Consider the following 25127-nt stretch of genomic DNA (forward strand, 5'->3'; position numbering starts at 1 on the left):
GATGAGCACAATAACCGGAGCAGTTGGTTAAGCTACTAAGAGCACACGGAGGATGCCTAGGCGCTAGGAGCCGAAGAAGGACGTGGCGAACAACGATACTGCCTCGGGGAGCTGTAAGCAAGCTTCGATCCGGGGATGTCCGAATGGGGAAACCCAGCTGATGTAATAGTCAGTTACCCGTATCTGAATACATAGGATGCGAGGAGGCATACCCAGGGAACTGAAACATCTAAGTACCTGGAGGAAGAGAAAACAAGAGTGATTCCGTCAGTAGCGGCGAGCGAACGCGGAACAGCCTAAACCAGAGAGCTTGCTCTCTGGGGTTGTGGGACGTCTCACATGGAGTTACAAAGGAACATATTAGGCGAAGAGGTCTGGAAAGGCCCGCTATAAGAGGTAAAAGCCCTGTAGCCGAAAGTATATTCCCTCCGAGACGGATCCCGAGTAGTGCGGGGCACGTGAAACCCCGTATGAATCCAGCAGGACCATCTGCTAAGGCTAAATACTCCCTAGCGACCGATAGTGAAGCAGTACCGTGAGGGAAAGGTGAAAAGCACCCCGGAAGGGGAGTGAAATAGAACCTGAAACCGTGTGCTTACAAGAAGTCAGAGCCCGATCTATGGGTGATGGCGTGCCTTTTGTAGAATGAACCGGCGAGTTACGTTCCCATGCAAGGTTAAGGCGAGAAGCCGTAGCCGCAGCGAAAGCGAGTCTGAATAGGGCGATATTAGTATGTGGGCGTAGACCCGAAACCGTGTGATCTACCCCTGTCCAGGGTGAAGGTGCGGTAACACGCACTGGAGGCCCGAACCCACGTATGTTGAAAAATGCGGGGATGAGGTGGGGGTAGCGGAGAAATTCCAATCGAACTCGGAGATAGCTGGTTCTCCCCGAAATAGCTTTAGGGCTAGCCTCGGAATGAAGAGTCGTGGAGGTAGAGCACTGATTGGGTGCGGGGCCCGCAAGGGTTACCAAGCTCAGTCAAACTCCGAATGCCATAGACTTATATCCGGGAGTCAGACAGTGAGTGCTAAGATCCATTGTCAAAAGGGAAACAGCCCAGACCATCAGCTAAGGTCCCCAAGTGTGTGTTAAGTGGGAAAGGATGTGGAGTTGCACAGACAACCAGGATGTTGGCTTAGAAGCAGCCACCATTTAAAGAGTGCGTAATAGCTCACTGGTCGAGTGACTCTGCGCCGAAAATGTAACGGGGCTAAACACACCACCGAAGCTATGGCTTGATGCTTATGCATCAGGGGTAGGGGAGCGTTGTATGCAGGTTGAAGGTGTACCGTAAGGAGCGCTGGACAGCATACAAGTGAGAATGCCGGTATGAGTAACGAAAAGATCAGTGAGAATCTGATCCGCCGAAAGCCCAAGGTTTCCTGAGGAAGGCTCGTCCGCTCAGGGTAAGTCGGGACCTAAGGTGAGGCCGAAAGGCGTAATCGAAGGACAACAGGTTGAAATTCCTGTACCACCGTAAACCGTTATGAACGATGGGGTGACGCAGGAGGGTAGTGACGCGGACTGATGGATGTCCGTCCAAGCAGTGAGGCTGATGTGTAGGCAAATCCGCACATCGATAAGGCTGGGCTGTGATGGGGAGTGAAAATTATAGTAGCGAAGGTCATGATCTCACACTGCCAAGAAAAGCCTCTAGTCAGGTGAAGGTGCCCGTACCGCAAACCGACACAGGTAGGCGAGAAGAGAATTCTAAGGCGCGCGGAAGAACTCTCGTTAAGGAACTCGGCAAAATGACCCCGTAACTTCGGGAGAAGGGGTGCCTCGGTAGGGTGAATAGCCCGAGGGGGCCGCAGTGAAAAGGCCCAAGCGACTGTTTAGCAAAAACACAGGTCTGTGCGAAGCCGTAAGGCGAAGTATACGGGCTGACGCCTGCCCGGTGCTGGAAGGTTAAGGGGAGCGGTTAGGGGTTAAACCCGAAGCTGTGAACCGAAGCCCCAGTAAACGGCGGCCGTAACTATAACGGTCCTAAGGTAGCGAAATTCCTTGTCAGGTAAATTCTGACCCGCACGAATGGCGTAACGACTTGGGCGCTGTCTCAACGAGAGATCCGGTGAAATTTTAATACCTGTGAAGATGCAGGTTACCCGCGACAAGACGGAAAGACCCCATGGAGCTTTACTGCAGCTTGATATTGGATTTGGGTACGATCTGTACAGGATAGGTGGGAGCCTAAGAAGCATGAGCGCCAGCTTGTGTGGAGGCGACGTTGGGATACCACCCTGATCGTATCTAGGTTCTAACCTGGTACCGTGATCCGGTACGGGGACAGTGTCAGGCGGGCAGTTTGACTGGGGCGGTCGCCTCCTAAAGAGTAACGGAGGCGCCCCAAGGTTCCCTCAGAATGGTTGGAAATCATTCGAAGAGTGCAAAGGCATAAGGGAGCTTGACTGCGAGACCTACAAGTCGAGCAGGGACGAAAGTCGGGCTTAGTGATCCGGTGGTACCGCATGGAAGGGCCATCGCTCAACGGATAAAAGCTACCCTGGGGATAACAGGCTTATCTCCCCCAAGAGTCCACATCGACGGGGAGGTTTGGCACCTCGATGTCGGCTCATCGCATCCTGGGGCTGAAGTAGGTCCCAAGGGTTGGGCTGTTCGCCCATTAAAGCGGTACGCGAGCTGGGTTCAGAACGTCGTGAGACAGTTCGGTCCCTATCTGTCGTGGGCGTAGGAAATTTGAGAGGAGCTGTCCTTAGTACGAGAGGACCGGGATGGACGTACCGCTGGTGCACCAGTTGTTCCGCCAGGAGCATGGCTGGGTAGCTACGTACGGACGGGATAAGCGCTGAAAGCATCTAAGCGTGAAGCCCCCCTCAAGATGAGATTTCCCAATTAGTAAGACCCCTTGAAGACGACGAGGTAGATAGGTTGGAGGTGGAAGTGCAGCAATGCATGGAGCTGACCAATACTAATCGGTCGAGGGCTTATCCAAATATATTTCAATGTGCTGCAAATTCGTTTCGTATCTAGTTTTCAGGGAATCAATCTCTGTAACTGCATACAAGTTATGATGGAGAGATACCCAAGTGGCTATAAGGGGACCCTCTGCTAAGGGGTTAGACTGCGTAAGCGGTGCGAGGGTTCGAATCCCTCTCTCTCCGCCATTTGAATAACTTGGATGCAATAAGGTTTATATGGCGGTGTAGCTCAGCTGGCTAGAGCGTACGGTTCATACCCGTGAGGTCGGGGGTTCGATCCCCTCCGCCGCTACCATACATACCTGGAGGCTTAGCTCAGCTGGGAGAGCATCTGCCTTACAAGCAGAGGGTCGGGGGTTCGATCCCCTCAGCCCCCACCATGTATATTTTTATTACCTTACCATGCCGGTGTAGCTCAATTGGTAGAGCAACTGACTTGTAATCAGTAGGTTGGGGGTTCAAGTCCTCTCGCCGGCACCATCTTTAATAATGCGGAACTGTGGTGTAGAGGCCTAACATGCCTGCCTGTCACGCAGGAGATCGCGGGTTCGAATCCCGTCAGTTCCGCCATTATTTACAAGCTTCAGGGATGAGAATCCATAACCGGGTTCGTCGGAGCATATCCTCGTTAGCACAGACTTCGCAGTCTCGAACGAAGAGAGAGTATCCCGTCAGTTCCGCCATTATTACTCTTAAGGAATAAAAATGGTCGGTTTTCCACAGATTAAAGTGGGAAGTGTTGCACTCCGCACTTTATTTTAATGTTATTCATGTTTGGCTCGGTAGCTCAGTCGGTAGAGCAGAGGACTGAAAATCCTCGTGTCGGCGGTTCGATTCCGTCCCGAGCCACCTTTATATTTTGGAGGATTAGCGAAGTGGCCAAACGCAGCAGACTGTAAATCTGTTCTCGTCCGAGTTCGGTGGTTCGAATCCATCATCCTCCACCAGTAATAAGAGCCATTAGCTCAGTTGGTAGAGCACCTGACTTTTAATCAGGGTGTCGAAGGTTCGAGTCCTTCATGGCTCATCCGAAAGGGTCGTCAACGTTGTTGACGGCTCTTTTTGTGTTGTGTTTACTGAACTATTTCCCAAGGCACACGGACTTAAAGAGAAGGAATTGTCGTTTGTGCAGGATGATATGATAAAATAAGAAAAAACGATAAAGTGGTGGAGTCATCAATGGTGGAGATGGAGCATATCGTTCAGAAACTGGAGCAGACCTTGGGTACCTCACTCGGCTTAAAAACATTGAATGAGCAGGAATCGCTATGGCTCACGGAATCGATGGCGATCACTTCGCGATACGGTGACCGATTAGGTCGAGAAGAAAGTGCTGCAAGTTCAAATCGCCATGGAGAAAAAGTAAGCTCAAACACAACACGAATGGTTGATGGTGCTTATGTGCATAAGGAGCTTGGTGAGATTTGGTTTCCCGTTAATCAACAGGATCTGAGCCGAGTCCTCGTGGCGGATTCCAATGCTTTGACGGAGTCGGAGATTGGGCTTGTCGCTCTTTTATTGGCGAACCTTCAGGAAGCGCCTTCAGGCGCGATGTCAAAGAATGCAGCCAAGGTTGAAGAAGAACGGCGCGCCCAGCAGTTGGGCGGTTGGTTGAAAGAGCGCCTTCAAGCCGGCGAGCTGCTTGCTGAACTACCGGATGAGATGCTGATTCGGACAAGCTTGACGGAGGAAATGGTCCCCTTTCTACTCATTCATGAGAGCGAGCATGCTCCCACGCCAAGTTATAAAGCGCTGCTGCGGTTGTTGCGCAGTTATTTTGACGGGGATATCGTTCTTGTGCCGCTGCTGGATAAGGAATGGATTATCCTTGCCAATCAAGAGCTGTTGGGCGGCATAACGACGGATGATAAAGAGGAAGCATCCTCGGAAGCCGATCAGGATTTGCTGTCCTTATTCTGTATGGGGCTGTACGAGCTCATTTCAACGGAATGGGTGGGCGATTTTCATATTTCGGCGATCCCGGCAGTCAATGCGCTTCATGCTTTGCCGCAGACGGTTGGCATGCTGCGAGAGACCATGACCATCGGGCGTACTTTTCAGGTCAAGGAGCATATTCATCTGTCGACCGGTCTTCATCTGGAACGTCTGGTCTACAGCATTCCTGAGTATCAACGGAATCAATTCCTGCGGGAGTACGCTGCCGGACATACCGACTTATTCGAGGACAGTGAGACTTTATCGACGCTGGAGTCTTTTTTTGAATTGGACTGCAATGTGAGCGAGACGGCCAAACACCTGTATATTCACCGAAATACGCTGCTGTACCGACTGGATAAGATCAAACAGGAGACGGGGCTTGACGTTCGCAGCTTCAGTGACGCGGTATTGGTGAAAATAACGCTTCTATTGTATAAAGTGACGAAAAGGAAATAGGTTTTTTGTGCAGATTGTGTATAGCAAGTCAGGTGCCTATGGGGTAATATAAGATTATAAATTAATTGTATTCGATTTCATAACATTCATATGAGGGGGCAAATGCACATGGCTGGTGTACGCTTAGAGCATATTTACAAAAAGTATGCAGGTGCGGATAAAGCAACTGTAATTGACGTTAATTTGGATATTAAAGATAAAGAATTCTTGGTATTGGTAGGTCCTTCCGGTTGCGGTAAGTCTACGACACTTCGTATGATCGCAGGTCTTGAGGAAATTTCCGAGGGTAAACTTTACATTGGCGACCGCGTTGTTAACGATGTAGCACCTAAAGATCGTGACATCGCGATGGTATTCCAATCCTACGCCTTGTATCCGCATATGAACGTATATCAGAACATGGCATTCGGTTTGAAACTCCGTAAAGTGAAGAAAGACGAAATCGATAAGCGTGTACGTGAAGCAGCGAAAATCCTGGATATCGAGCATTTGCTCGAGCGTAAACCGAAAGCTCTTTCCGGTGGTCAGCGTCAGCGTGTTGCCTTGGGCCGTGCAATTGTCCGTGATCCACAAGTCTTCTTGATGGATGAGCCGCTTTCCAACTTGGATGCGAAGCTCCGCGGTCAGATGCGTGCTGAAATTACTAAGCTGGTGAAGCGTCTTGAAACCACTTGTATCTATGTAACGCATGACCAAACAGAAGCTATGACGATGGGTGACCGTATCGTTGTTATGCAGGATGGCATCATTCAACAAGCGGATTCCCCAGAGCAACTGTACAACAATCCGAACAACCTGTTCGTTGCTGGTTTCATTGGTTCCCCAACCATGAACTTCATCAACGGTAAATTGTCCGAGCAAAACGGTGGCGTATACTTCACTTCCCAGGGCTTGAACGTTCAAGTTCCAGGCGGTAAAGCACAATTGCTCAAAAATAAATCCATGATTGGCAAAGAAGTAATCATGGGTGTTCGTCCGGAAGATATTCATGAAGAGCCAGTATTCCTGGAAGCTTCCCCGAACACAATCTTCACAGCGAAAGTGGACGTTACCGAGAACCTTGGTCACGAAATGCTCTTGTACCTCAGCGGCTTGGGCACCGACACAGTTATCGGCCGTGTAGACGGACGTTCGACTACTCGCGAAGGCGACAATGTGAAATTGGCACTCGACATGAACAAAGTTCATATCTTTGATAAAGAGTCTGAATTGAACGTATTGCTCGAAGATTAATCTTCAGCAATCGAGATCTCTTGAAAACCGCCCCTCAAGGGGCGGTTTTTTTAGGAGAAAAAGACATAAAACTAGGCAGTTTCTGCCCTTATCGAAGGGTTCAGGCAGTTCTAGCAGACGGTAGAAGTGGTCCTATGGTAAAAGTGTGTAAAGCAGACAACCAATTGTCGATATAGAAAGAGAGTTATCTTTAGTAATAGAACATCTGTTTTTTTAGTCGCAGTATGCCGTAGCAGCGTCGCATCACTCCTGGATAAGTTCAATGTCCTGCTATCGGATAGCCGGTTAGAATTGCATTCATTGGCTTTTTTCGATAAGATAAGCACAAAGCAAGGCATACATAAGCATTGAACGTATGGGTTGTTGGGGCGTATTCCATGAAGCATGACCGACCGCCGGCAAGGCTTGTGACGTCCTATTTATTAGTAAAGTAACCGATCATGAAATATATCATCCAAAACGAGCCGATAGCAGCATGCCGGTTGCGTTGTGATGTCAACATACAATGGAAGAAGAGGGGTAAGACCATGGCCAAGAAAGTGAAGGTATCCGAGCTGGTCCAGCAGTTTCAGCTGGAGGTCATCGCAGGTGAAGAAGGCTTGAAACGTCAGATTACAACGGACGATCTGAATCGCCCGGGATTGGAAATGGCCGGTTATTTTGAATATCATCCGCGGGAACGGGTTCAGCTTATGGGGCGCACGGAGCTGGCTTTCTTCGGAATGCTGAAGCCGGAAGAGCGGAAAGAACGCATGCGCAGCCTGTGTACGGAAGAAACGCCTTGCATCGTGGTTACGCGTTCCCTGGAAGTGCCGGAAGAGCTGGTGGAGCTCGGCAATGAAAGAGGTTTGCCCGTGCTGCGCAGCAGCATGGCGACGACCATCCTGACAAGCCGATTCACGAGTTTCCTGGAACGCAGACTTGCGCCAACGACGACCATCCACGGGGTATTGTGCGATGTGTATGGCGTGGGGATGCTGATCACGGGCTCGAGCGGTATCGGGAAAAGCGAAACGGCTCTGGAGCTCGTCAAACGCGGACACCGCTTAATCGCGGACGACGCGGTGGAGATCCGCCAGACGTCGGATTTTCAGCTGCATGGAACAGCGCCTGAGCTGATTCGCCATCTGCTGGAGATTCGCGGGGTCGGTATTATTAACGTTATGACGTTATTCGGTGCTGGCGCCGTTCGGAATAATAAACGGATTACGCTTGTTGTTCGATTGGAGGCCTGGCAGCAGGATAAACAGTATGATCGTCTGGGATTAGATGAAGAGACAACACGAATTATAGAGACGGATATCCCTCTGGTCACCATTCCGGTTCGTCCAGGACGTAACCTTGCGGTTATTATTGAAGTGGCAGCTATGAACTACAGATTGAAGCAAATGGGACTGAATGCTGCACTGCAGTTTACGAACAAGCTGACGGCAACGATTGCTGAAGATATGGACGATTTGGACTAGGACTAGGGAGGGTTATAAGTGATGCAAACATTGCTCATCGATCCGGTGGCGTTCTCCATCGGATCGCTGCGTGTTCATTGGTATGGCTTGATTTTGGGCCTGGGTGCCTTGGCAGGTCTGCTGCTGGCCATTCGCGAGGGGAAGCGTTTTGGCATTCCGCAGGAATTTTTCATGGATTTGCTCTTGCTTGGGGTTCCTTCCGCTATTATCGGTGCTCGTATTTATTATGTAGCTTTTAAATGGGAAGACTATAAGGATAACTTCCTGGATGTGTTCAAAATATGGAATGGCGGGATTGCGATATTCGGCGCCTTGATCGGCGCCATTATCTGTGCGTTGATCTATGTTCGACGAAAAGGCTACAACTTCTGGCGAATTGCCGATATCTGTGCACCGTCCTTGTTGGCCGGCCAGATCATTGGACGCTGGGGTAACTTCGTTAACCAGGAGGCCTATGGCGGTCCTGTCAGCGAGTCTTTCTTGCGCGGAGAGCTGCATTTGCCTGATTTTATCGTGAATCAAATGAATGTACAGGGCGTATTCCATCACCCTACCTTCTTATATGAATCGCTGTGGAACCTGTTGGGTATCGTCATACTGCTTATCATTCGCAGACAGAAATTTCTGCGGGCAGGCGAACTCTTCATCGGATACTTCATCTGGTATTCCATCGGCCGGTTCTTTATTGAAGCGGTGCGGACGGACAGCTTGGCTTTCCAAGGAGCCGCAGGACTTGCCGATTTCATTAACAATACGTTATGGGCACCGATGACTTGGATGGGCTTTGAACTGGGCCACCTGGATCCGGCTTATGGCAACATTCGAATCTCCCAGCTACTGTCCGTGTTGATTGTCATCGGAGGCATCGTACTGATCATTGTTCGCCGTGTAACGGGCCGCGCCAATGTGCGTTATTTGGACCCGATCGTGTCGACGAAGACCGGAGCAGGTCCAACGCCGGAAGCCGATCTTCAAACGAACAAAACCGTCAAATCCCCTGCCCCGGCTCCTGCTAAACAGCATAAACAGGCCGCAGAACCGGAGGAAATGGCGGATAAAGACGTTGTTACCCAAGCAGAGGAGACAGAAGTCAAATCCTCACCACGGGAAGAAGAAGACACTCCGACAATAAAACCGGATACGGAGGACAAAAAGGAGTAGTTGCAGCATGATCGAAACCGTACTGTTTGATTTGGACGGCACCATTATCGACACGAATGAATTGATTATCTCATCGTTTATGCATGTTTTTGAGGCGCAGGCCCCGGGACCGTTGACCAGAGAGCAGATCATTCCGCATATGGGAACCACGCTAGAACAGCAGCTCCAGGCTTTCTCAGGAGGCGTCGAGGATGTCAGTCCGCTTATCAAAGCCTATCGCTCTTTCAACACGATCCATCATGATGACATGGTCAGACCATTCCCGCATGTGAACGAAGTCGTGGAGCGTCTTCATCGTCACGGGCTTTCGCTCGGGATCGTAACCACGAAGATCCGTCCTTCCACCATGATGACGCTGGAGAAGTACGACCTGGAGCGCTTCATGTCGGCGATTGTTACGGTAAACGACGTGGAGCATCCGAAACCGCATCCGGAGCCCGTTCTGACGGCGATTGAGCAGCTGGGGGCAAATCCGGCCACCACTTTGATGATCGGAGACAGTCCGGTGGACATTCAGTCTGCCAAGGCGGCGGGCGTGAAGGCCGCCGCTGTAGCTTGGTCCCTCAAGGGTGAGCAAAAGCTGATGGAGTACGGGCCGGATTTTATATTGAAGGATATGAGAGATCTGTATGAAATCGTAGGACTTCAAGAGGAATAGGAGTTTTGGCAGCATGGCCAGAAAGATTACCCGTTATCCTGTAGAAGGCCCCAACGCGTTATGGCAAATCTACCGCACCGTGAGCCCGTTCAAGGGCGTCAAGAACTTCATTTTTATCCAGATCGCCCGGTATTGTCCTATCCTGCCTATGAAGAATTGGATCTATCGCCATATGCTCGGGATGAAAGTGGGGAAGCATACCGCGTTTGGCTTGATGGTCATGGTGGATGTGTTTTTTCCGGAGAAAATAACCATCGGCGAGAATTCGGTCATCGGCTACAACACGACCATTCTGGCGCACGAGTATTTAATAAAGGAATATCGTTTGGGTGAAGTGCGGATCGGGGAGAACGTGCTCATCGGCGCGAATACCACGATTTTGCCTGGGGTTACGATCGGAGACGGTGCGGTCGTTGCTGCGGGATCTGTCGTACATAAGGATGTGGCACCTGGTGTTTTTGTAGGCGGGAATCCATTGCGAGAGCTGAAGAGGACATCGACGGAAAGCGAGTCAATTTGAGGTAATGTGACAAGTCAGGTTCTCAAGCTTGCTGAATTGTTGTAGAATGAGTAAAGGATAACCTGACACAAAGCGAACAATAGTCCCCGGGGTATGATGGCCTTGAGGGACTTTTTTGCCCGTCCATTCGCATACATTGACTCTATCAACAAACTCGAAAACAAGGAGGCGACGCCTGACATGGGTGCAACGCTGAACAAAAAGGAAAGGCTGCCGCAGCTCGATATATATCGTGCGCTGGCCATCCTGGGCGTGCTTCACGTTCATGCGACTTCATTTGCAACGGTGGATGCGATTGATTCGCGATTCTATTATATTATTAATTTCTTGAATATTTTCTTTAAATACGGTACACCGTCGTTTATATTCCTAAGCAGCTTTGTGCTGTTCTATAACTATGCGGACCGGCCGCTGACCAAGGACTTGATCAAAAACTTCTATAAACGGCGGCTCTTGTACATTTTGCTGCCGTACGTGTTGTTCTCGATCATCTACTTCTTTGTGCGGATGTATCAGAACGGGATGCTGAACAGTTCGTTTGATCTATGGGCACAGATGCCGCTATTCTTTGAACGCTTGGCTCGAGGGCAGAATTATACGCACTTATACTTTGTATTTATCAGTTTGCAGTTCTATATTCTGTTTCCGATCTTCCTCAAGCTGTTCAAATCCTCACGGTTTCTCGCAAGGTGGGCAGTGCCGATCGGATTCCTGCTGCAATGGGGTTTCATCATCTGGAACAAATACGAGCTGCAGTACACGTTTAAAGGCAGCTTGGCCATTTCGTATTTAGCCTACTATATGCTGGGCGCTTATCTGGCGATGAATTACGATAAATTCAAGGGCTGGCTGACGTCATCATGGAAAAAGCAAACCTCTGGTCAAAGAGCAGGCACGATCGTGTTATGGGCCGGCTGGCTCGCGATGGCGCTGACGCATGTGCAGATTTGGTACAATCAGAGATTGCATGGCGCCAAATATGATTCCCTGTTGTACGAGCTGTTGTGGAATCTGCACACCGTGTTCTCCGCGATAGTGCTGATGCAGCTGGCGAGCTGGCTGTATAGCAGCGGCTGGAAACTCATCGTGAAAGTGCTGACGCGGATTGGCGAGCTGTCTTTCGCGATCTATCTCGTGCACCCGCTCTGGCTGTTCCTGTATCGGGAATTCGATCCGAAGCTGAATCCGGTAACCGATGATTATCTGATCTGGATATACGGCGGGATGGTAACGGCATTGATCGTCAGTGCGTTAGTGGTGCAGACGGTGTTCCGGTGGATTCCAGGGTCGTGGATGCTGCTGGGCAGCGTTCCTCGATCATTGAAGCCATCCTCGAAAGCACCTGCGACACCATCGCAGAGAAAAGACACCGTTACGGGCGACAGCAAGAAATCGGTCGATCTATAGGAACATCAGGCCTAATGTTAAAACTTCTTATCCTTCATCATGAAGCAAAGCCGTCCGGGCTGCCGGGCGGTTTTTTTGTATTGGCGCCATCCGGATCCATGCAGGGGTTCAGCCAATTAGACAAGCAAGCCACGCTGGTCCGTTCTTGTGTTACAATTATACCCAGAAGTTAGACGGATCTATTGATGCGTAAGGCGGGTACCGACAGAGAACGATACATAGCAGAACGCATGCGTATGCATTGACGATCAGGCAGGATTCATGGTAATATAGCCAATATCCTTTAATTTATTAGCAAGGTACCACTTTACCATATTAAAGACTTTTACTGAATTTGAGGTGGAGCGTCATGTCTAAACCGAAAGGCTTCGAGAAACCGGCAGGTGTTCGTGATTATCTTCCTCATGCGGTCACCAAGCTGCGTCGGATTGAACGCGAAGTGCTTGCATGCATGGACCGCTGGGGTTACCGGCAGATTATGACACCAACGATGGAATATTACGATACGGTAGGCGTGGCAAGCTCTACGTCGGACCAGAAGCTGTTTAAACTATTGAATAAACGCGGCACGACGATGGTGCTGCGTTCCGATCTGACTGCTCCCATAGCGCGGGTCATGTCCTCGCTGCTGAAGGATGAGCCGCTTCCGGTGCGTTTGTCTTACCATGCCAATGTATTTCGCGCCATTGAGGAGGAAGCGGGGCGGGAAGCGGAATTCTTCCAGACCGGCGTCGAGCTTGTGGGCGATGATACGCCGGAAGCCGATGCCGAAGTGATTGCGCTGGCCATCGAATCCCTGAAGGCGGCAGGCGTGGAGAAATTCAAAATCGCGATGGGTCATATGGGTTATCTGAATGGCCTACTTCAAGAGGTGCTGCCCGATCGGACGGAGGATCAGGAGAGCCTGAAGCAGGATTTGCTGAACCGCGACTACGTCGGATACCGCAACACCATTGCCAGCCTGAGCCTGACGGAGGTACAGCAGGATCAGCTGGAGGGAATCCTGAAGCTGCGCGGAGGCAGGGAGATTGCCGGGCAAGCTCTCGAGATTAGCAGCAATGAACTCGCGAGAGCTTCTATCGAGCATCTGAGCAAGGTATGGGAAGTGCTCGAGGCTTACGACGTCTCCAGACATGTTCTGTTTGATTTGACGATGCTCGGAGACTTCTCCTATTACACGGGAATGACGTTCGAGGGTTATGCTGCGGAGCTGGGCTCTCCCGTCGCAAGCGGCGGTCGTTACGACAAGCTGCTTCGGCAGTTTGGCCGTGCCGTTCCGGCAACAGGCTTTGCACTCAAGACCAATCGCATTCTCGATGGGGTGCAAGGAGAGGAGATTGTCGAGGAATTGCCCATTCTGATCCGGTACACGGCTTCCCATCGAAAGGAAGGACTGGCTAAAGCCTCAGAACTTCGGGCGCAGGGACATTCCGTCATCACTTCGATCATACCGGATTCGGCTAATGCCCGAGATGCCGAGGTACCCGTTGTGTCCGGCAGTCTGCTCAATAGAGGATACCGAGAGGTCATTACCCTTCGATAGGAAGCGGATCTATAACGATTATCATATAAGTTTAAGGTCAGGAGGATTCGAACGTGGCGGAAACGTTGAAAGTAGCGATGCCCAAAGGGCGCATATATAAAAAAGCATCCGCGCTGTTCCGTTCAGCCGGACTTCCGATACCCCTCGACGTGGATGAGACGCGCAAGCTGGTCATTCCCTTGCCGGAGGCAGGAATGGAATTTATCCTGGCGAAGCCGGTGGATGTGCCGACTTATGTGGAATACGGCGTGGCGGATATCGGTATCGTCGGCAAGGACGTGCTGATGGAAGAGAACAAGGACGTTTATGAGCTGCTTGATCTCGGCATTGCGCGGTGCAGGATGTCGGTCATCGGCTTGCCGGACTGGAAGCCGGGCATACGACAGCGGGTTGCCACCAAATATCCGAACGTGGCTTCACAGTATTTCCGTGAGCAGGGCCAGCAGGTTGAAGTGGTTAAACTGAACGGTTCCATCGAGCTTGCACCGCTCATCGGCTTGGCAGACCGAATCGTGGATATGGTGGAAACAGGCCAAACGCTTAAAGAGAACGGACTTGTAGAGATGACCAGCATCTTTGAAATTACAAGCCGCCTGATTGCCAATCGCGTCAGTTATCGGATGAAGAATGATGAAATTCAGGCATTGTGCGATCGGCTGCAAACGGTCATTATGTCTGAGGGAGCGACTATTTAGCGCTAAGAAATAAGGCACCAACTGGATGAGCATGGATGATCGAATGGATCATCCTTCATTCATTAAGAAACGCTATGCATGTAACATGATGGAGCGGGATTGGGGGAGATTAAGATGAAGGTAGTATCAGCACGGGACTTTGAGCTGAAACGGGAAAATGATTACGGCACACCAGAGCAGAATGAAGTCGTGAAGGCGATTGTGCGGGATATTCGGTCCGAAGGAGATGCCGCCTTGCTGCGGCATACCGAACAATTGGACCGTGTCCGTCTGACAGCAGGTCAGCTTCGCGTAACGGATGAGGAGCTCAAGGCAGCTTATGATCATGTGGAGCCTTCGTTCGTGAAGGCGATACAAGCCGCGGCAAACAACATTCGCGCATTTCATGTGAAGCAGAAGCGGAATTCCTGGATGGATCTACAGCCGGACGGCAGCATCTTGGGACAAATCATTCGTCCGTTGAAGCGCGTCGGTGTCTATGTGCCCGGTGGAAAGGCAGCCTATCCTTCATCCGTGCTGATGAACGTGATCCCGGCGCAAGTGGCAGGCGTGCCCGAAATCGTCATGGTCACTCCCCCGGCAACCGGCGGGAAGGACGGAATCAATCCCTATATTCTGGTGGCTGCAGCGGAGGCAGGCGTTACGGAAATCTACCGCGTAGGAGGAGCACAAGCCATTGCGGCATTGGCCTACGGCACGGAGACCATTTCCCCCGTGGATAAGATTTGCGGGCCCGGCAATATTTACGTTGCCCTGGCCAAACGTGAAGTGTACGGCGCAGTCAATATTGACAGCCTGGCCGGTCCAAGCGAGATTGCGGTATTGGCCGATGAACATGCAGATGCTTCGTATATTGCAGCGGATCTGCTTTCCCAAGCTGAGCATGACGAGATGGCATCGGCCATTCTCGTGACGCCTTCCCGAAATCTGGGCGAAGCCGTTGCCGCCGAAGTAGAGCGGCAGCTTGAGCTGCTACCGCGGTGGGACATCGCCCGCGCTTCCGTGGACAGCTATGGCGCGGTGATTGTCACGGAATCCCTTCAGGAAGGGATTGAAGTCATTAACCGTTTAGCGCCGGAGCATCTGGAGATCGTGACGGAGGAGCCGATGGCGATCGTGGGCCAGATCGAGAACGCAGGCGCGATTTTCCTAGGACCGTACAGCTCGGAGCCGGTAGGCGATTATTTTGCAGGACCGAACCATATCATTCCGACGAATGGGACGGCACGGTTCGCATCGCCAGTGGATCTGGACGATTTCATTAAGAAATCGAGCTTGATCTACTACAGTAAAGAAGCGCTGCTGCGCGACGGCGAGCAGATCATGGAGCTGGCCCGGCGCGAAGGGCTTGAGGGCCATGCCCGGGCGATCGAAATCCGGCTTGAACAAGAACGATAAGAAATCAGACCAGAACAAGCATCTTTTGTTCATCATAAATATTCCGTATAGAGGAGGCAATCCACGTGAGTAGTTTGGATGCAGCAGCTAGATCAGCCGGCGTGAGCCGCAAAACCAATGAGACCGACATTGCCCTGGATTTCAATGTCGATGGGACCGGGATTTCGGAATTGGAGACCGATGTGCCGTTTCTGAATCATATGCTTGATTTGTTCACAAAGCATGGCCAGTTTGATCTTCGCGTCAAGGCAAAGGGCGATATCGAGATCGATGACCACCACACGGTGGAGGATATCGGGATCTGCTTAGGGCAGACGTTCCGCGAAGCGCTGGGCGATAAAAAAGGCATCAAACGTTATGCCAGCGTGTTTGTGCCGATGGATGAGGCGCTTGCTCAAGTTATCGTGGATATCAGCAACCGCCCGCATTTTGAGTACCGGGCGGAGTATCCTTCGCAGCAGGTAGGCTCTTTTCATACCGAGCTTGTCCATGAATTTCTGTGGAAATTGGCGCTGGAAGCCCGGATCACGCTGCATGTCATCGTTCATTACGGACACAATACCCATCATATGATTGAAGCGGTGTTTAAGGCGCTCGGCCGTGCATTGGATGAGGCGACCACCGTGGATCCGCGGGTGACCGGCGTACCGTCCACGAAGGGAGTGCTCTAAACGATGGCCATTGCAATCGTGGATTACGGCATGGGCAATCTGCACAGCGTGAGCAAAGCGGTAGAGCGGCTTGGGTATCAGCCGCTCGTTACGGGGGAGCGGGAGGAGCTTCTGGCGGCGGATGGCATCATTCTGCCCGGAGTCGGCGCATTCGGAGATGCCATGGAGCAGCTCCGCGAAGCCTCGCTGGACTCGGTCATGAAGGAAGCAGCGGAGTCGGGAAAACCGCTGCTGGGGATCTGCCTCGGCATGCAGCTCCTGTTCAGCCGGAGCGAGGAGCATGGCAAGTATGAAGGGCTGGATATACTGCCCGGATCGGTTGTGCGGTTTGCGGGTGGGGACTACAAGGTGCCGCATATGGGCTGGAATTCATTGCAGTTCAGGAAGCGGGAGCACCCGCTGTTTGCGGGACTTGAGGAAGGTCATGTGTATTTTGTCCACTCGTATCATGTTCTTCCTGAGGTTCAGTCTGATTTGCTGGCGGTTACCGATTACGGTCAGCCAGTAACGGCCATCGTGGGCCGCGGTTCGGTGTACGGCATGCAGTTCCATCCCGAGAAGAGCGGAGAGCTTGGGATGAGCCTGCTTCGCAATTTTTTGGCTTTAACGTAAGGCGAACGAATAGACCAATTGGAAAGTGGGAATGGGGATGTCCTCTTTTATCATATATCCGGCAATCGATATTCGCGGCGGCAAATGCGTCAGGCTGGTCCAAGGCGATTATAATCAAGAAACGGTATACAATGACAATCCGCTCGAGGTAGCCAAATCGTGGGAAGAGCAAGGCGGCACATTTATTCATCTCGTGGATTTGGACGGTGCGAAGGCAGGTCAGCCGGTGAACGACGGCATTATCGGGAAGATTGCATCCAGCGTTCAGGTTCCGGTTCAAGTAGGCGGAGGCCTGCGCACGCTGGCGGATGTTGAGCGGCTGCTGTCACTTGGCGTCAGCCGGGTGATCATCGGCACGGCGGCGATCGAAGACCGCGTCTTTACGGAAGCGGTGCTGGGCAAGTACGGGGATAAGGTAGCCATCGGCATCGACGCGCGCAACGGATACGTCGCAACGAGAGGCTGGCTGGAAACGTCGGAGGTTCAAGCCGAAGTATTGGCAAAAGAATTAGCAGCCAAAGGGGCGGAAACCTTCATCTTCACCGACATTTCCCGCGATGGAATGATGCAGGGGCCGAACGTAGAGGCGATTGTCTCGCTGGCCAAAGCCAGCGGCCGCTCGGTCATCGCTTCTGGCGGCGTGACGAAGCTGGACGATCTGCTGGCGCTCAGCGCGCACAGCGGCGACGGTGTAGGCGGAGCGATCGTGGGCAAGGCGCTGTATACAGGCAATATTGACCTGAAAGAGGCTATTACGCGTATTCAATGAGGATTTGAACCAGTGTCTATTCGAATCATCAGAGATCGATAGAGTTCATATAGGGGAAGAGGGGAAAGGCATGCTGGCAAAACGGATCATACCTTGCCTGGACGTGAAGGACGGTCGGGTGGTAAAGGGCGTAAACTTTGTGAATCTCCGCGATGCGGGCGATCCCGTGGAATTGGCGGCGCTCTACGACCGGGAAGGCGCAGATGAGCTTGTCTTTTTGGATATATCGGCTTCGGTTGAAGGCCGGGCAACGATGGAAGAAGTCGTTCGGAGAACGGCAGGGGAAATCGCCATTCCTTTTACCGTGGGCGGAGGCATTTCGTCCGTAGAGGACATGAAGCGGATTCTGCGGGCGGGTGCGGATAAAATCGGGATAAATACGGCAGCGGTCAAGCAGCCGGAGCTCATCTCCGCCGGGGCGCGCAAATTCGGGTCCCAATGCATCGTCGTGGCGATTGACGCCAAGTACAACGATGCGTGGGGAGAATGGGAAGTGTATACGCACGGTGGACGTATGCCTTCCGGCATCAAGGCGCTTGATTGGGTGAAGCAGGCGGAAAGCCTGGGTGCGGGGGAGATTCTGTTGACCAGCATGGATGCGGACGGAACGAAGGACGGCTTCGATCTGCCGCTGACATCGGCCGTCGCCTCGACAGTGCAGATCCCGGTCATCGCGTCCGGCGGCGCCGGCAAAGAGGATCACTTCTATGACGTATTCACTCAGGGCAAGGCGGATGCGGGTCTTGCCGCCACGATTTTTCACTATAAAGAGATCTCGATCCCTCATCTCAAGTTGCAGCTTAGCCAAAAAGGAGTGGATATACGGTGAGCGAAGATATGTTGAAAGATTTATCCCTGGAGCAGGTCAGCGAGCACATCCGTTGGGATGCCGCGGGCCTGGTGCCGGCGATTGTACAGGATGCAGAGAGCAAGCAGGTGCTGATGATGGCTTATATGAACCGGGAATCGCTTCGATTGACGCTGGAAAGCGGCGAGACTTGGTTCTGGAGCCGTTCGCGCGAAGAGCTGTGGCATAAGGGGGCAACTTCCGGCAACGTCCAGACGGTCGTTTCCATGAGTTACGACTGTGACGGAGACACCCTCTTGCTGCAGGTGAATCCGAATGGACCTGCCTGTCATACCGGACAAACGACCTGCTTCCACAATGAGATTACCGCTCAAGGGCAGGATAGCGAGCCTGCGAGCCAGGGGACGGCTGCGTCCGGCGAGCGCTTCGCGGTACTTGCCGAGCTGGAAGAGGTCATTGCCCAGCGTGAGGTGGAACGGCCGGAAGGGGCCTATACGACCTACCTGTTCGATAAAGGCGTGGACAAAATCCTTAAGAAGGTGGGCGAAGAAGCTTCCGAAACGATCATTGCCGCCAAAAATAAAGACAACGCCGAGCTGAAGCTTGAAGTCAGCGATCTGATCTATCACCTACTGGTACTCCTTCAGGAGCGGAAGCTCCCGCTGGATGAGATCATGGATGAGCTGAGCCGCCGGCATGAACGGCCGCGCCGCGATTAGGAGGCTTACCGATGCATATTGATTACCATACCCACCATGCCCGGTGCGGACATGCCGAAGGGCAGCTGGAGGAGTATGTACGGCGCGCTATCGAACTCGGGATGGATCAACTGGGCTTATCGGACCATATGCCTTTGATACACGTGAATCCGGAGGCATACTATCCGGAGATGGCCATGCCGATGGACGAGCTGCCGCGTTACGTGGAAGAATGCCTGCAGCTGAAAGAGCGCTACAGAGGGCAGATTGACATTCGGATCGGACTCGAAGGCGATTATATCGAGGGCTATGAAGAACAGATCGAGCGGATCGTGAAGGACTATCCGTGGGATTATGTCATCGGATCGGTTCATTTTCTTGGCGAATGGGACATCACGGATTACCGCCAGACCCAGGGCTGGGAGGGCAAGGATCCGCTTGAAGTCTATCGACAATATTATGATGCGGTGCAGAAGGCTGCCGCAACCGGCTTCTACGATATCATGGGCCATCTGGACGTGATCAAGCGGTTCGGTTATGGGCCGGGCCCCGAACAGAAGTCGGACGTGATCGCATTGGAGCAAGCAACGCTTGCGGCCGTGGCCCGGAGCGGGAAGGCGATGGAGCTGAACGCATCCGGTTTATCAAAGGCCTGCGGGGAGATGTTTCCAAGCCGGCGAATGCTGGAGGAAGCGATCAAGCTGGGCATTCCGTTGACTATAGGGTCGGATGCTCATCAGCCCATGAAGCTTGGCGAGCATCTGGATCAGGCCCGGGCACTGTTGTCGGAGCTTGGCGTTCGGGAGCTTGCGACCTTCCGTAACCGGAAGCGGGAGATGGTGCTTTGGAATGTGGAAGGAAACGATGTATAATAAAGACAAGCACTAATTGCAAACAGGTTCATTGCAGACGGCTGTTTTCCCCTCCAGACTACCCTCGACGGGTTGCGGAGGCGGGAACGGCCTGATTTGACGATAACGCTTTCAATCCATCGTTGCATCCGCCGACTACTAACCACTCTCGTCAGGAGGTCCTCATGTATCGTTCATTACGATTGTTCGCCGGAACTTCCAATCCGGCGCTTGCCGCCAGCATCAGCCAGCAGTTGGGCGTTGAATTGGGAAAGATCAAGATTTCCCGCTTTCAAAGCGGCGAGGTTTATGTCCACTATGAAGAAAGCATCCGCAATTGCGACGTTTTTCTGCTGCAGTCCTTTTCTCACCCTATCAACGAAATGTTCGTAGAGCTGCTCGTGATGATTGATGCCGCCAAGCGTGCTTCCGCCAGAACGATCAACATCATTGTTCCGTATTACGGTTATGCCAGACAGGAACGAAAGGCCGCGCCGCGAGAGCCGATATCGGCCAAAATGGTAGCCGACGTGCTAACCACAGCCGGTGCCAACCGCGTGATAACCATTGATCTGCATGCACCTGCCATCCAGGGGTTCTTCAATATACCGGTGGATCATCTGACCGCGCTGGATTTGATTACGGAGTATCTGAAGTCCAAGAATATCGAGAATCCGGTTATCGTTTCTCCCGATGCCGGACGGGCGAAGACGGCCGAGAAGCTTTCGAGCCGCCTGGGATCGCCGTTTGCCATGATGGTCAAGCAGCGTCCAGCCCATAACGAAGCGGTCATTACCCATGTCATTGGAGACGTGGCGGGACGCACGCCGATTATTATCGAAGACTTGATTGACACGGGAACCACCATCGTGCAGGTGGTGGAAAGCTTAAAGGAACGGGGAGCCAATGATGCCATTGTGTGCGCGACCCATGGCCTGTTCTCCGGTGAAGCACTTGACCGTCTCGACCATGCTCATATCGAGGAGATCGTGGTCACGGACTCCATCGTGCTCCCGGACCATCACTGCAAGATGCGGTTAAAGGTGCTGTCTGTTGCGCCTATGCTGGCCCAGGCCACTCACATTATCATCGAGGGCGGATCGATCGCCACTTTATTCAAAGACGCCGGTGTGTAAACTGGTGTCTTTTTTCTGCAAATGACGTCGTAACTTGTGTTATACTGTTGTGGATAGAGGAGCAAGTTAAAGGAGGTGCCTTGCTTTTCGTGAATGGTCATCCATATGGGTCAAGTGACCCCCACAATGTTATATCTATCGAAATGAATGCTAATTTCTTCTTCGATCGCGCGGTTCGTTCGCTAGATCGTTACCAATATGACAAGGCTCTGAAATATTTTCGCAAAGCTGTTGAATATGAACCCGATAATCCGGTGAATCATTGCAATATGGCGGGTATATTATCAGAGACGGGAGATTATAAAGCTTCCAACGATGTGCTGGCTCATATTCTGGAGCAGGTTGACCCGTTGATGACGGAATGCTATTTCTATATGGCGAACAATTATGCCAATATGGAACAGTTTGAGAAGGCGGAAGAAGCGCTTGTCACCTATCTGGAGGAAGATCCTAACGGTCAATTTCTGGATGAGGCCGAGGAAATGATGGAGCTGCTCCATTACGAGCTGAATCGTCCTGCCAAGCTGAACCGGATCAAGAGCCGCGAAGGCGTGGTCGAACATGAGCATGCCCGGGCACTGCTGGAGGAAGGGAAATTCGCCCAAGCGGTCAAGCTGTTGGAGGAAATCGTCAAGGATAATCCGGATTTTCTGGCTGCGCGCAACAATTTGGCCCTGGCTTACTACTACATGGGACGTTTCGATACCGCGAAGCGCACCATTGGCGAGGTGCTGGATCAGGAGCCGGGCAATCTGCACGGTTTATGCAATCTGGCCATCTTCTTTCAGCATGAGGGAAATCAGGAGCAGCGCGACCGATTGATGGACATGCTAACGGTAACGGTTCCTTTTCATCTGGAGCATGTGTTTAAGCTTGCTACGACGATGGGCATATTGGGGCAGCACGAAATTGCCTACGGTCATTTTCGCCGATTGCTGAAAGAGGATGAGTTTAACGGAGATCCAAGCCTGTATCATTATACGGCCGTTGCGGCCTGCAACAGCGGTTATTACGACAAGGCCGAGAAATATTGGCGGCAGGCGCTGAAGCTGGACGGAGATTCGGTGATTCCGGATTTCTATTTGGCCCAGCTGCAAAAGCGTAAAGAAACCGGTACCGATCAGATGAAAGTGAGTTACCACTATCACCTTCCGTTCGAAGAGCAGTTCAAACGCTGGGAGCATGACGGCGATAAACTGACGGAGGAAGCGAAGCAGAATCCGCTGATTCGTTCATCGTTCTTCTGGGCGCTCCGGCATGGCGATCCCCAGACCAAGCTGCAGGTGATCCGGACGCTGGAATTGATCGCCGATGAAGAGGTGCAGCATGCGCTGCAATCGTTCCTGCAGGAGCCGGGAGAGGACGCGGAGTTGAAGGATGCCGCCCGCCTGGTGCTCCAGCAGATGGAGGCCGCAAGCAATCGGTTGAAGGAGCGTCGCGACGATCGCGATTTATCCGGGGGCAAGACCCGCGAGGTGCTGCCGGATTGGCTGCCTTCCTGGAAGGCGGTGCTGGAGAAGGCCGAGCAGACCATGGACATGCGGGTAGACCCTTTTTGGAAAAAAGAGATGGAGAATCTCTGGTCCGAGTTCCTGAGCCGGCTGTACCCTGATATTCCGAACATTCGGAATGTGGAGGGCTGGGCAGCGGCATTGGAATATCTGACGGCCAAGAAGCGTGGACGAACCCTAACCTATGAACAGGTGGCTGTCCGTTACGGTATTTCGCCATCAACGGTGAGTCGTTACGCACGTCAAATGGATAGCGTATGTGAAACGAAAGCACAGCCGGATGATAATTTCCGGCCATTTACGGAAAACATTTAAGTAAGAGCCCATATTCGGATACTTAGGAGACCTTGGTACATGATGGTACATGAAGATTCCGTAAGTCCTGAATAGGATAATGCATGCAACAGAAATCGACACCTTAAAGGAGGCCGTATCTATGTACAAATCAATCGTAATCGGAACAGGACCTGCCGGATTGACGGCAGCCATCTACTTGGCACGCGCAAACTTGAAGCCGCTCGTGATCGAAGGAATGCAACCGGGAGGCCAGCTGACGACAACGACGGAGGTCGAGAACTTCCCTGGATTCCCGCAGGGCATCATGGGTCCCGAGCTGATGGATAATATGCGTCAACAAGCGGAACGCTTCGGTGCAGAGTTCAAGAGTGCCTGGGTCGAGTCCGTTGATTTCTCCGAGCGTCCGTTCAAGGTGAATGTCGAGGGCATGGGCGAGCTTCTGGCCGAGTCCGTGATTATCTCGACGGGAGCTTCCGCGAAGTATCTCGGAATTCCGGGAGAGCAGGAGAACGTTGGACGGGGCGTAAGTACATGCGCCACATGCGACGGGTTCTTCTTCCGCGGGAAAAAAATCATTGTCATCGGCGGCGGCGACTCCGCAATGGAGGAGGCCAGCTTCCTGACGCGTTTCGCTTCCAGCGTAACGGTGGTGAACCGCCGCACCGAGCTGCGTGCATCTAAGATCATGCAGGATCGCGCGCGCGAGAACGAGAAGATCCAGTGGGCTTTGGACCGCACGCCGGTTGAGGTGGTAACCAGCGATACCGGAGTTAAAGGGCTGAAGGTCCGCAACAACGAAACGGGCCAGGAAGAACTGATCGAAGCGGAGGGCGTGTTCGTGGCCATCGGACATACGCCGAACACGGGCTTCCTCGGCAATCAGATCACAACCGATCCGACCGGCTACATCTTGGTTAAACCAGGAACGACCGAGACGAACATCCCGGGCGTATTCGCCTGCGGCGACGTTCAGGATACGCGTTATCGCCAAGCCATCACGGCTGCAGGAACAGGCTGTATGGCCGCTATGGATTGCGAGAAATATCTCGAGGGCCACATGGTCCATGATTGGAGCGAGACGCTGAATAAGTAATTCCTTGCCTAAGGGATTATCTATTGAAAAGAAGAAGCCCCAGAGCTATACGGCGGACGGGTTTGCGAGGAAACATCTCGTAAAATCCGTACCTGTTTAGCCAGGGGCTTTTTTTGCTGAGTTACAAGCTCAGCGCTTTGTTCGCATTTTTCACGTCATTCTCTAGCAGCTGCTTCAAATTGTAAGACGGATACAGGCCGCGCGCATACATGAAGTAGAAGATTTTTCCGTGCAGTTCAATGGCTTTGTTCAACTGCTTCTGAAGTGTTTCTCTTACGCTTGGAGTTGCTGCCTCGGTAATGGCAATGGCGTAGCTTCGGACCGAGGTTTTGGCAAACCCCAGCAGATGACCTGCGTAATACGCCGTCAGATCGGGACCGGAGAGACTGCGGGTTCCCGTGGGCGCTTCCGAATAATAAGGCAGAAGCTCCTTCAGGTTCTGTTCAACCCCTTGGATCGCTTCCATATACAGTCCATGGAGCTCCGGGTCTTTGATATCATGCACTGACATCTTGAACGCCATCAAGTGATTCGCCTGAAAGGCAGTTAATTCATGAATCTCCAGTGTTTCGTGCCAAGCGAGATGTCTCGGATTGTGACTCATGCTCAATAGGTTCTCCTCCAAAAATCAATATGCGATAGCCTATTCACCGAATGGAGGAACGGTGCATAGCACAACCCGAATCACCTTACAAATCTAAGGACATCCGCACCATGTCCCGGAGCCGCATGCCGTTCTCGTAGATTTCTTCATCATAATGACGGACAAAAAAATCCCGGTCGATGCCTGTCATTCGAAATCCGCATTTCTGGTACAGCGCCAGCTGTTCCACGCCGGTACTCCCTGTTCCTACTTCAATCGTGGCATATCCGAGCTCCCGGGCCTGATCAATGGCATGATTTACGAGCTGTTTGCCATAGCCCCGGCCGTGCAGATTCTCGCTTACGGCAACGTTCACCAGTTCGATGGTATCGGGTCTGGTGGGCAGCAGGACGTAGACCCCGATGGGTTGTGAGCTTTCTTCAGCGACATAGCAGTGACCGCGGTTTACGTATTCTTTGACAAGCCTTATCGATGGATCCGCAAGAAGGAGCAGGTCCATAGGGGGCGTTTCTTCATGAGTATTCAGCTTTCTAATGTTCACGAGCGTTCTCCCTTATGATATCGATAGTGGTGTTATAAACAGGTTTATTGTACCACGCCTGCATCGCCAAATTCCTGGAATTGGATGATTTCAACGGGCGGTTGAATTCCTCCGGGATT

At 52.2% G+C, this 25127-nt stretch carries 21 protein-coding genes, 8 tRNA genes and 1 rRNA gene; 28 read left to right on the top strand and 2 right to left on the bottom strand.

Annotation, left to right across the window (positions count from 1 at the left end; genetic code table 11):
- Positions 1-25: 25 nt before the first annotated feature.
- The 28 genes from MHH82_RS00735 to trxB all read left to right on the top strand — a co-directional run bounded on the left by MHH82_RS00735 (position 26) and on the right by trxB (position 23863).
- Positions 26-2956, top strand: a 23S ribosomal RNA gene (locus MHH82_RS00735).
- Between the two features lie 80 nt (positions 2957-3036).
- A tRNA-Ser gene (locus tag MHH82_RS00740) sits at positions 3037-3128 on the top strand.
- Between the two features lie 32 nt (positions 3129-3160).
- Positions 3161-3237, top strand: a tRNA-Met gene (locus MHH82_RS00745).
- A gap of 9 nt (positions 3238-3246) precedes the next feature.
- Positions 3247-3322, top strand: a tRNA-Val gene (locus MHH82_RS00750).
- A gap of 24 nt (positions 3323-3346) precedes the next feature.
- Positions 3347-3422, top strand: a tRNA-Thr gene (locus MHH82_RS00755).
- 13 nt (positions 3423-3435) lie between these two features.
- Positions 3436-3512 (top strand) — tRNA-Asp (locus tag MHH82_RS00760).
- A 206-nt stretch (positions 3513-3718) separates the two neighbouring features.
- A tRNA-Phe gene (locus MHH82_RS00765) sits at positions 3719-3791 on the top strand.
- Between the two features lie 12 nt (positions 3792-3803).
- A tRNA-Tyr gene (locus MHH82_RS00770) sits at positions 3804-3889 on the top strand.
- Between the two features lie 7 nt (positions 3890-3896).
- Positions 3897-3969 (top strand) — tRNA-Lys (locus MHH82_RS00775).
- A gap of 152 nt (positions 3970-4121) precedes the next feature.
- A complete protein-coding gene (locus MHH82_RS00780; protein ID WP_012818390.1) occupies positions 4122-5336 on the top strand; it encodes a PucR family transcriptional regulator in 1215 nt (404 codons plus the stop codon).
- A 108-nt stretch (positions 5337-5444) separates the two neighbouring features.
- Entirely contained in the window at positions 5445-6569 is a 1125-nt protein-coding gene (locus MHH82_RS00785; protein ID WP_012818391.1) for an ABC transporter ATP-binding protein, read from the top strand.
- Positions 6570-7096: 527 nt separating this feature from the next.
- Complete coding sequence (gene hprK / locus MHH82_RS00790; protein WP_009595669.1) at positions 7097-8035, top strand: HPr(Ser) kinase/phosphatase; 939 nt, start codon at positions 7097-7099, stop codon at positions 8033-8035.
- Between the two features lie 21 nt (positions 8036-8056).
- The gene (gene lgt, locus MHH82_RS00795) at positions 8057-9196 is read left to right on the top strand and encodes a prolipoprotein diacylglyceryl transferase (protein ID WP_145040450.1); all 1140 of its coding nucleotides are present in this window, start codon (positions 8057-8059) and stop codon (positions 9194-9196) included.
- Between the two features lie 7 nt (positions 9197-9203).
- Positions 9204-9854, top strand: coding sequence for a pyrophosphatase PpaX (gene ppaX / locus MHH82_RS00800; protein ID WP_012818393.1), 651 nt, complete (start codon positions 9204-9206; stop codon positions 9852-9854).
- A gap of 13 nt (positions 9855-9867) precedes the next feature.
- Entirely contained in the window at positions 9868-10374 is a 507-nt protein-coding gene (locus tag MHH82_RS00805) for an acyltransferase (RefSeq protein WP_096777118.1), read from the top strand.
- Between the two features lie 180 nt (positions 10375-10554).
- Positions 10555-11781: an acyltransferase gene (locus tag MHH82_RS00810; RefSeq protein ID WP_145040449.1), complete on the top strand. Its 1227-nt coding sequence runs from the start codon at positions 10555-10557 to the stop codon at positions 11779-11781.
- 349 nt (positions 11782-12130) lie between these two features.
- Positions 12131-13324 (top strand): ATP phosphoribosyltransferase regulatory subunit, encoded by a 1194-nt coding sequence (locus MHH82_RS00815; RefSeq protein ID WP_145040447.1) that lies wholly within the window; start codon positions 12131-12133, stop codon positions 13322-13324.
- A 53-nt stretch (positions 13325-13377) separates the two neighbouring features.
- A complete protein-coding gene (gene hisG, locus MHH82_RS00820; RefSeq protein WP_145040445.1) occupies positions 13378-14019 on the top strand; it encodes an ATP phosphoribosyltransferase in 642 nt (213 codons plus the stop codon).
- A gap of 114 nt (positions 14020-14133) precedes the next feature.
- Positions 14134-15417: a histidinol dehydrogenase gene (gene hisD / locus MHH82_RS00825; protein WP_251500066.1), complete on the top strand. Its 1284-nt coding sequence runs from the start codon at positions 14134-14136 to the stop codon at positions 15415-15417.
- A gap of 65 nt (positions 15418-15482) precedes the next feature.
- Positions 15483-16088 (top strand): imidazoleglycerol-phosphate dehydratase HisB, encoded by a 606-nt coding sequence (hisB, locus tag MHH82_RS00830; RefSeq protein WP_009595657.1) that lies wholly within the window; start codon positions 15483-15485, stop codon positions 16086-16088.
- Between the two features lie 3 nt (positions 16089-16091).
- Positions 16092-16700: an imidazole glycerol phosphate synthase subunit HisH gene (hisH, locus tag MHH82_RS00835; RefSeq protein WP_012818399.1), complete on the top strand. Its 609-nt coding sequence runs from the start codon at positions 16092-16094 to the stop codon at positions 16698-16700.
- 37 nt (positions 16701-16737) lie between these two features.
- The gene (gene hisA / locus MHH82_RS00840; protein ID WP_187293006.1) at positions 16738-17469 is read left to right on the top strand and encodes a 1-(5-phosphoribosyl)-5-[(5-phosphoribosylamino)methylideneamino]imidazole-4-carboxamide isomerase; all 732 of its coding nucleotides are present in this window, start codon (positions 16738-16740) and stop codon (positions 17467-17469) included.
- A 70-nt stretch (positions 17470-17539) separates the two neighbouring features.
- Complete coding sequence (hisF, locus tag MHH82_RS00845) at positions 17540-18298, top strand: imidazole glycerol phosphate synthase subunit HisF (RefSeq protein ID WP_012818401.1); 759 nt, start codon at positions 17540-17542, stop codon at positions 18296-18298.
- Positions 18295-18996 (top strand): bifunctional phosphoribosyl-AMP cyclohydrolase/phosphoribosyl-ATP diphosphatase HisIE, encoded by a 702-nt coding sequence (gene hisIE, locus MHH82_RS00850; RefSeq protein ID WP_012818402.1) that lies wholly within the window; start codon positions 18295-18297, stop codon positions 18994-18996. The genes hisF and hisIE overlap by 4 nt, the downstream gene beginning before the upstream one ends.
- A gap of 11 nt (positions 18997-19007) precedes the next feature.
- Positions 19008-19847 (top strand): histidinol-phosphatase HisJ, encoded by an 840-nt coding sequence (gene hisJ, locus MHH82_RS00855; protein ID WP_251500073.1) that lies wholly within the window; start codon positions 19008-19010, stop codon positions 19845-19847.
- A 164-nt stretch (positions 19848-20011) separates the two neighbouring features.
- On the top strand, positions 20012-20962 hold the full coding sequence (locus MHH82_RS00860; protein ID WP_012818404.1) for a ribose-phosphate diphosphokinase: 951 nt from the start codon (positions 20012-20014) through the stop codon (positions 20960-20962).
- 89 nt (positions 20963-21051) lie between these two features.
- A complete protein-coding gene (locus MHH82_RS00865; RefSeq protein ID WP_445661952.1) occupies positions 21052-22788 on the top strand; it encodes a tetratricopeptide repeat protein in 1737 nt (578 codons plus the stop codon).
- Between the two features lie 121 nt (positions 22789-22909).
- Complete coding sequence (trxB, locus tag MHH82_RS00870; RefSeq protein ID WP_145040435.1) at positions 22910-23863, top strand: thioredoxin-disulfide reductase; 954 nt, start codon at positions 22910-22912, stop codon at positions 23861-23863.
- Positions 23864-23984: 121 nt separating this feature from the next.
- On the opposite strand, the gene MHH82_RS00875 is transcribed toward trxB, so the two are convergent.
- Together MHH82_RS00875 and MHH82_RS00880 are read right to left on the bottom strand one after the other, a co-directional pair.
- Positions 23985-24467 (bottom strand): spore coat protein, encoded by a 483-nt coding sequence (locus tag MHH82_RS00875; RefSeq protein WP_096777125.1) that lies wholly within the window; start codon positions 24465-24467, stop codon positions 23985-23987.
- An 85-nt stretch (positions 24468-24552) separates the two neighbouring features.
- Positions 24553-25008 carry a GNAT family N-acetyltransferase gene (locus tag MHH82_RS00880; RefSeq protein WP_340962563.1) on the bottom strand — a complete coding sequence of 152 codons (456 nt, stop codon included), beginning with the start codon at positions 25006-25008 and terminating at the stop codon, positions 24553-24555.
- Positions 25009-25127: the final 119 nt, after the last annotated feature.

The organism is Bacillus sp. FSL K6-6540, assembly GCF_038007545.1.

Bases quoted from the DNA above. Each gene is read 5' to 3' on its own strand.
- MHH82_RS00780 (WP_012818390.1), top strand. From the start codon at position 4,122: ATGGTGGAGATGGAGCATATCGTTCAGAAACTGGAGCAGACCTTGGGT.
- MHH82_RS00785 (WP_012818391.1), top strand. From the start codon at position 5,445: ATGGCTGGTGTACGCTTAGAGCATATTTACAAAAAGTATGCAGGTGCG.
- hprK (WP_009595669.1), top strand. From the start codon at position 7,097: ATGGCCAAGAAAGTGAAGGTATCCGAGCTGGTCCAGCAGTTTCAGCTG.
- lgt (WP_145040450.1), top strand. From the start codon at position 8,057: ATGCAAACATTGCTCATCGATCCGGTGGCGTTCTCCATCGGATCGCTG.
- ppaX (WP_012818393.1), top strand. From the start codon at position 9,204: ATGATCGAAACCGTACTGTTTGATTTGGACGGCACCATTATCGACACG.
- MHH82_RS00805 (WP_096777118.1), top strand. From the start codon at position 9,868: ATGGCCAGAAAGATTACCCGTTATCCTGTAGAAGGCCCCAACGCGTTA.
- MHH82_RS00810 (WP_145040449.1), top strand. From the start codon at position 10,555: ATGGGTGCAACGCTGAACAAAAAGGAAAGGCTGCCGCAGCTCGATATA.
- MHH82_RS00815 (WP_145040447.1), top strand. From the start codon at position 12,131: ATGTCTAAACCGAAAGGCTTCGAGAAACCGGCAGGTGTTCGTGATTAT.
- hisD (WP_251500066.1), top strand. From the start codon at position 14,134: ATGAAGGTAGTATCAGCACGGGACTTTGAGCTGAAACGGGAAAATGAT.
- hisH (WP_012818399.1), top strand. From the start codon at position 16,092: ATGGCCATTGCAATCGTGGATTACGGCATGGGCAATCTGCACAGCGTG.
- hisA (WP_187293006.1), top strand. From the start codon at position 16,738: ATGTCCTCTTTTATCATATATCCGGCAATCGATATTCGCGGCGGCAAA.
- hisF (WP_012818401.1), top strand. From the start codon at position 17,540: ATGCTGGCAAAACGGATCATACCTTGCCTGGACGTGAAGGACGGTCGG.
- hisJ (WP_251500073.1), top strand. From the start codon at position 19,008: ATGCATATTGATTACCATACCCACCATGCCCGGTGCGGACATGCCGAA.
- MHH82_RS00860 (WP_012818404.1), top strand. From the start codon at position 20,012: ATGTATCGTTCATTACGATTGTTCGCCGGAACTTCCAATCCGGCGCTT.
- trxB (WP_145040435.1), top strand. From the start codon at position 22,910: ATGTACAAATCAATCGTAATCGGAACAGGACCTGCCGGATTGACGGCA.
- MHH82_RS00875 (WP_096777125.1), bottom strand. From the start codon at position 24,467: ATGAGTCACAATCCGAGACATCTCGCTTGGCACGAAACACTGGAGATT.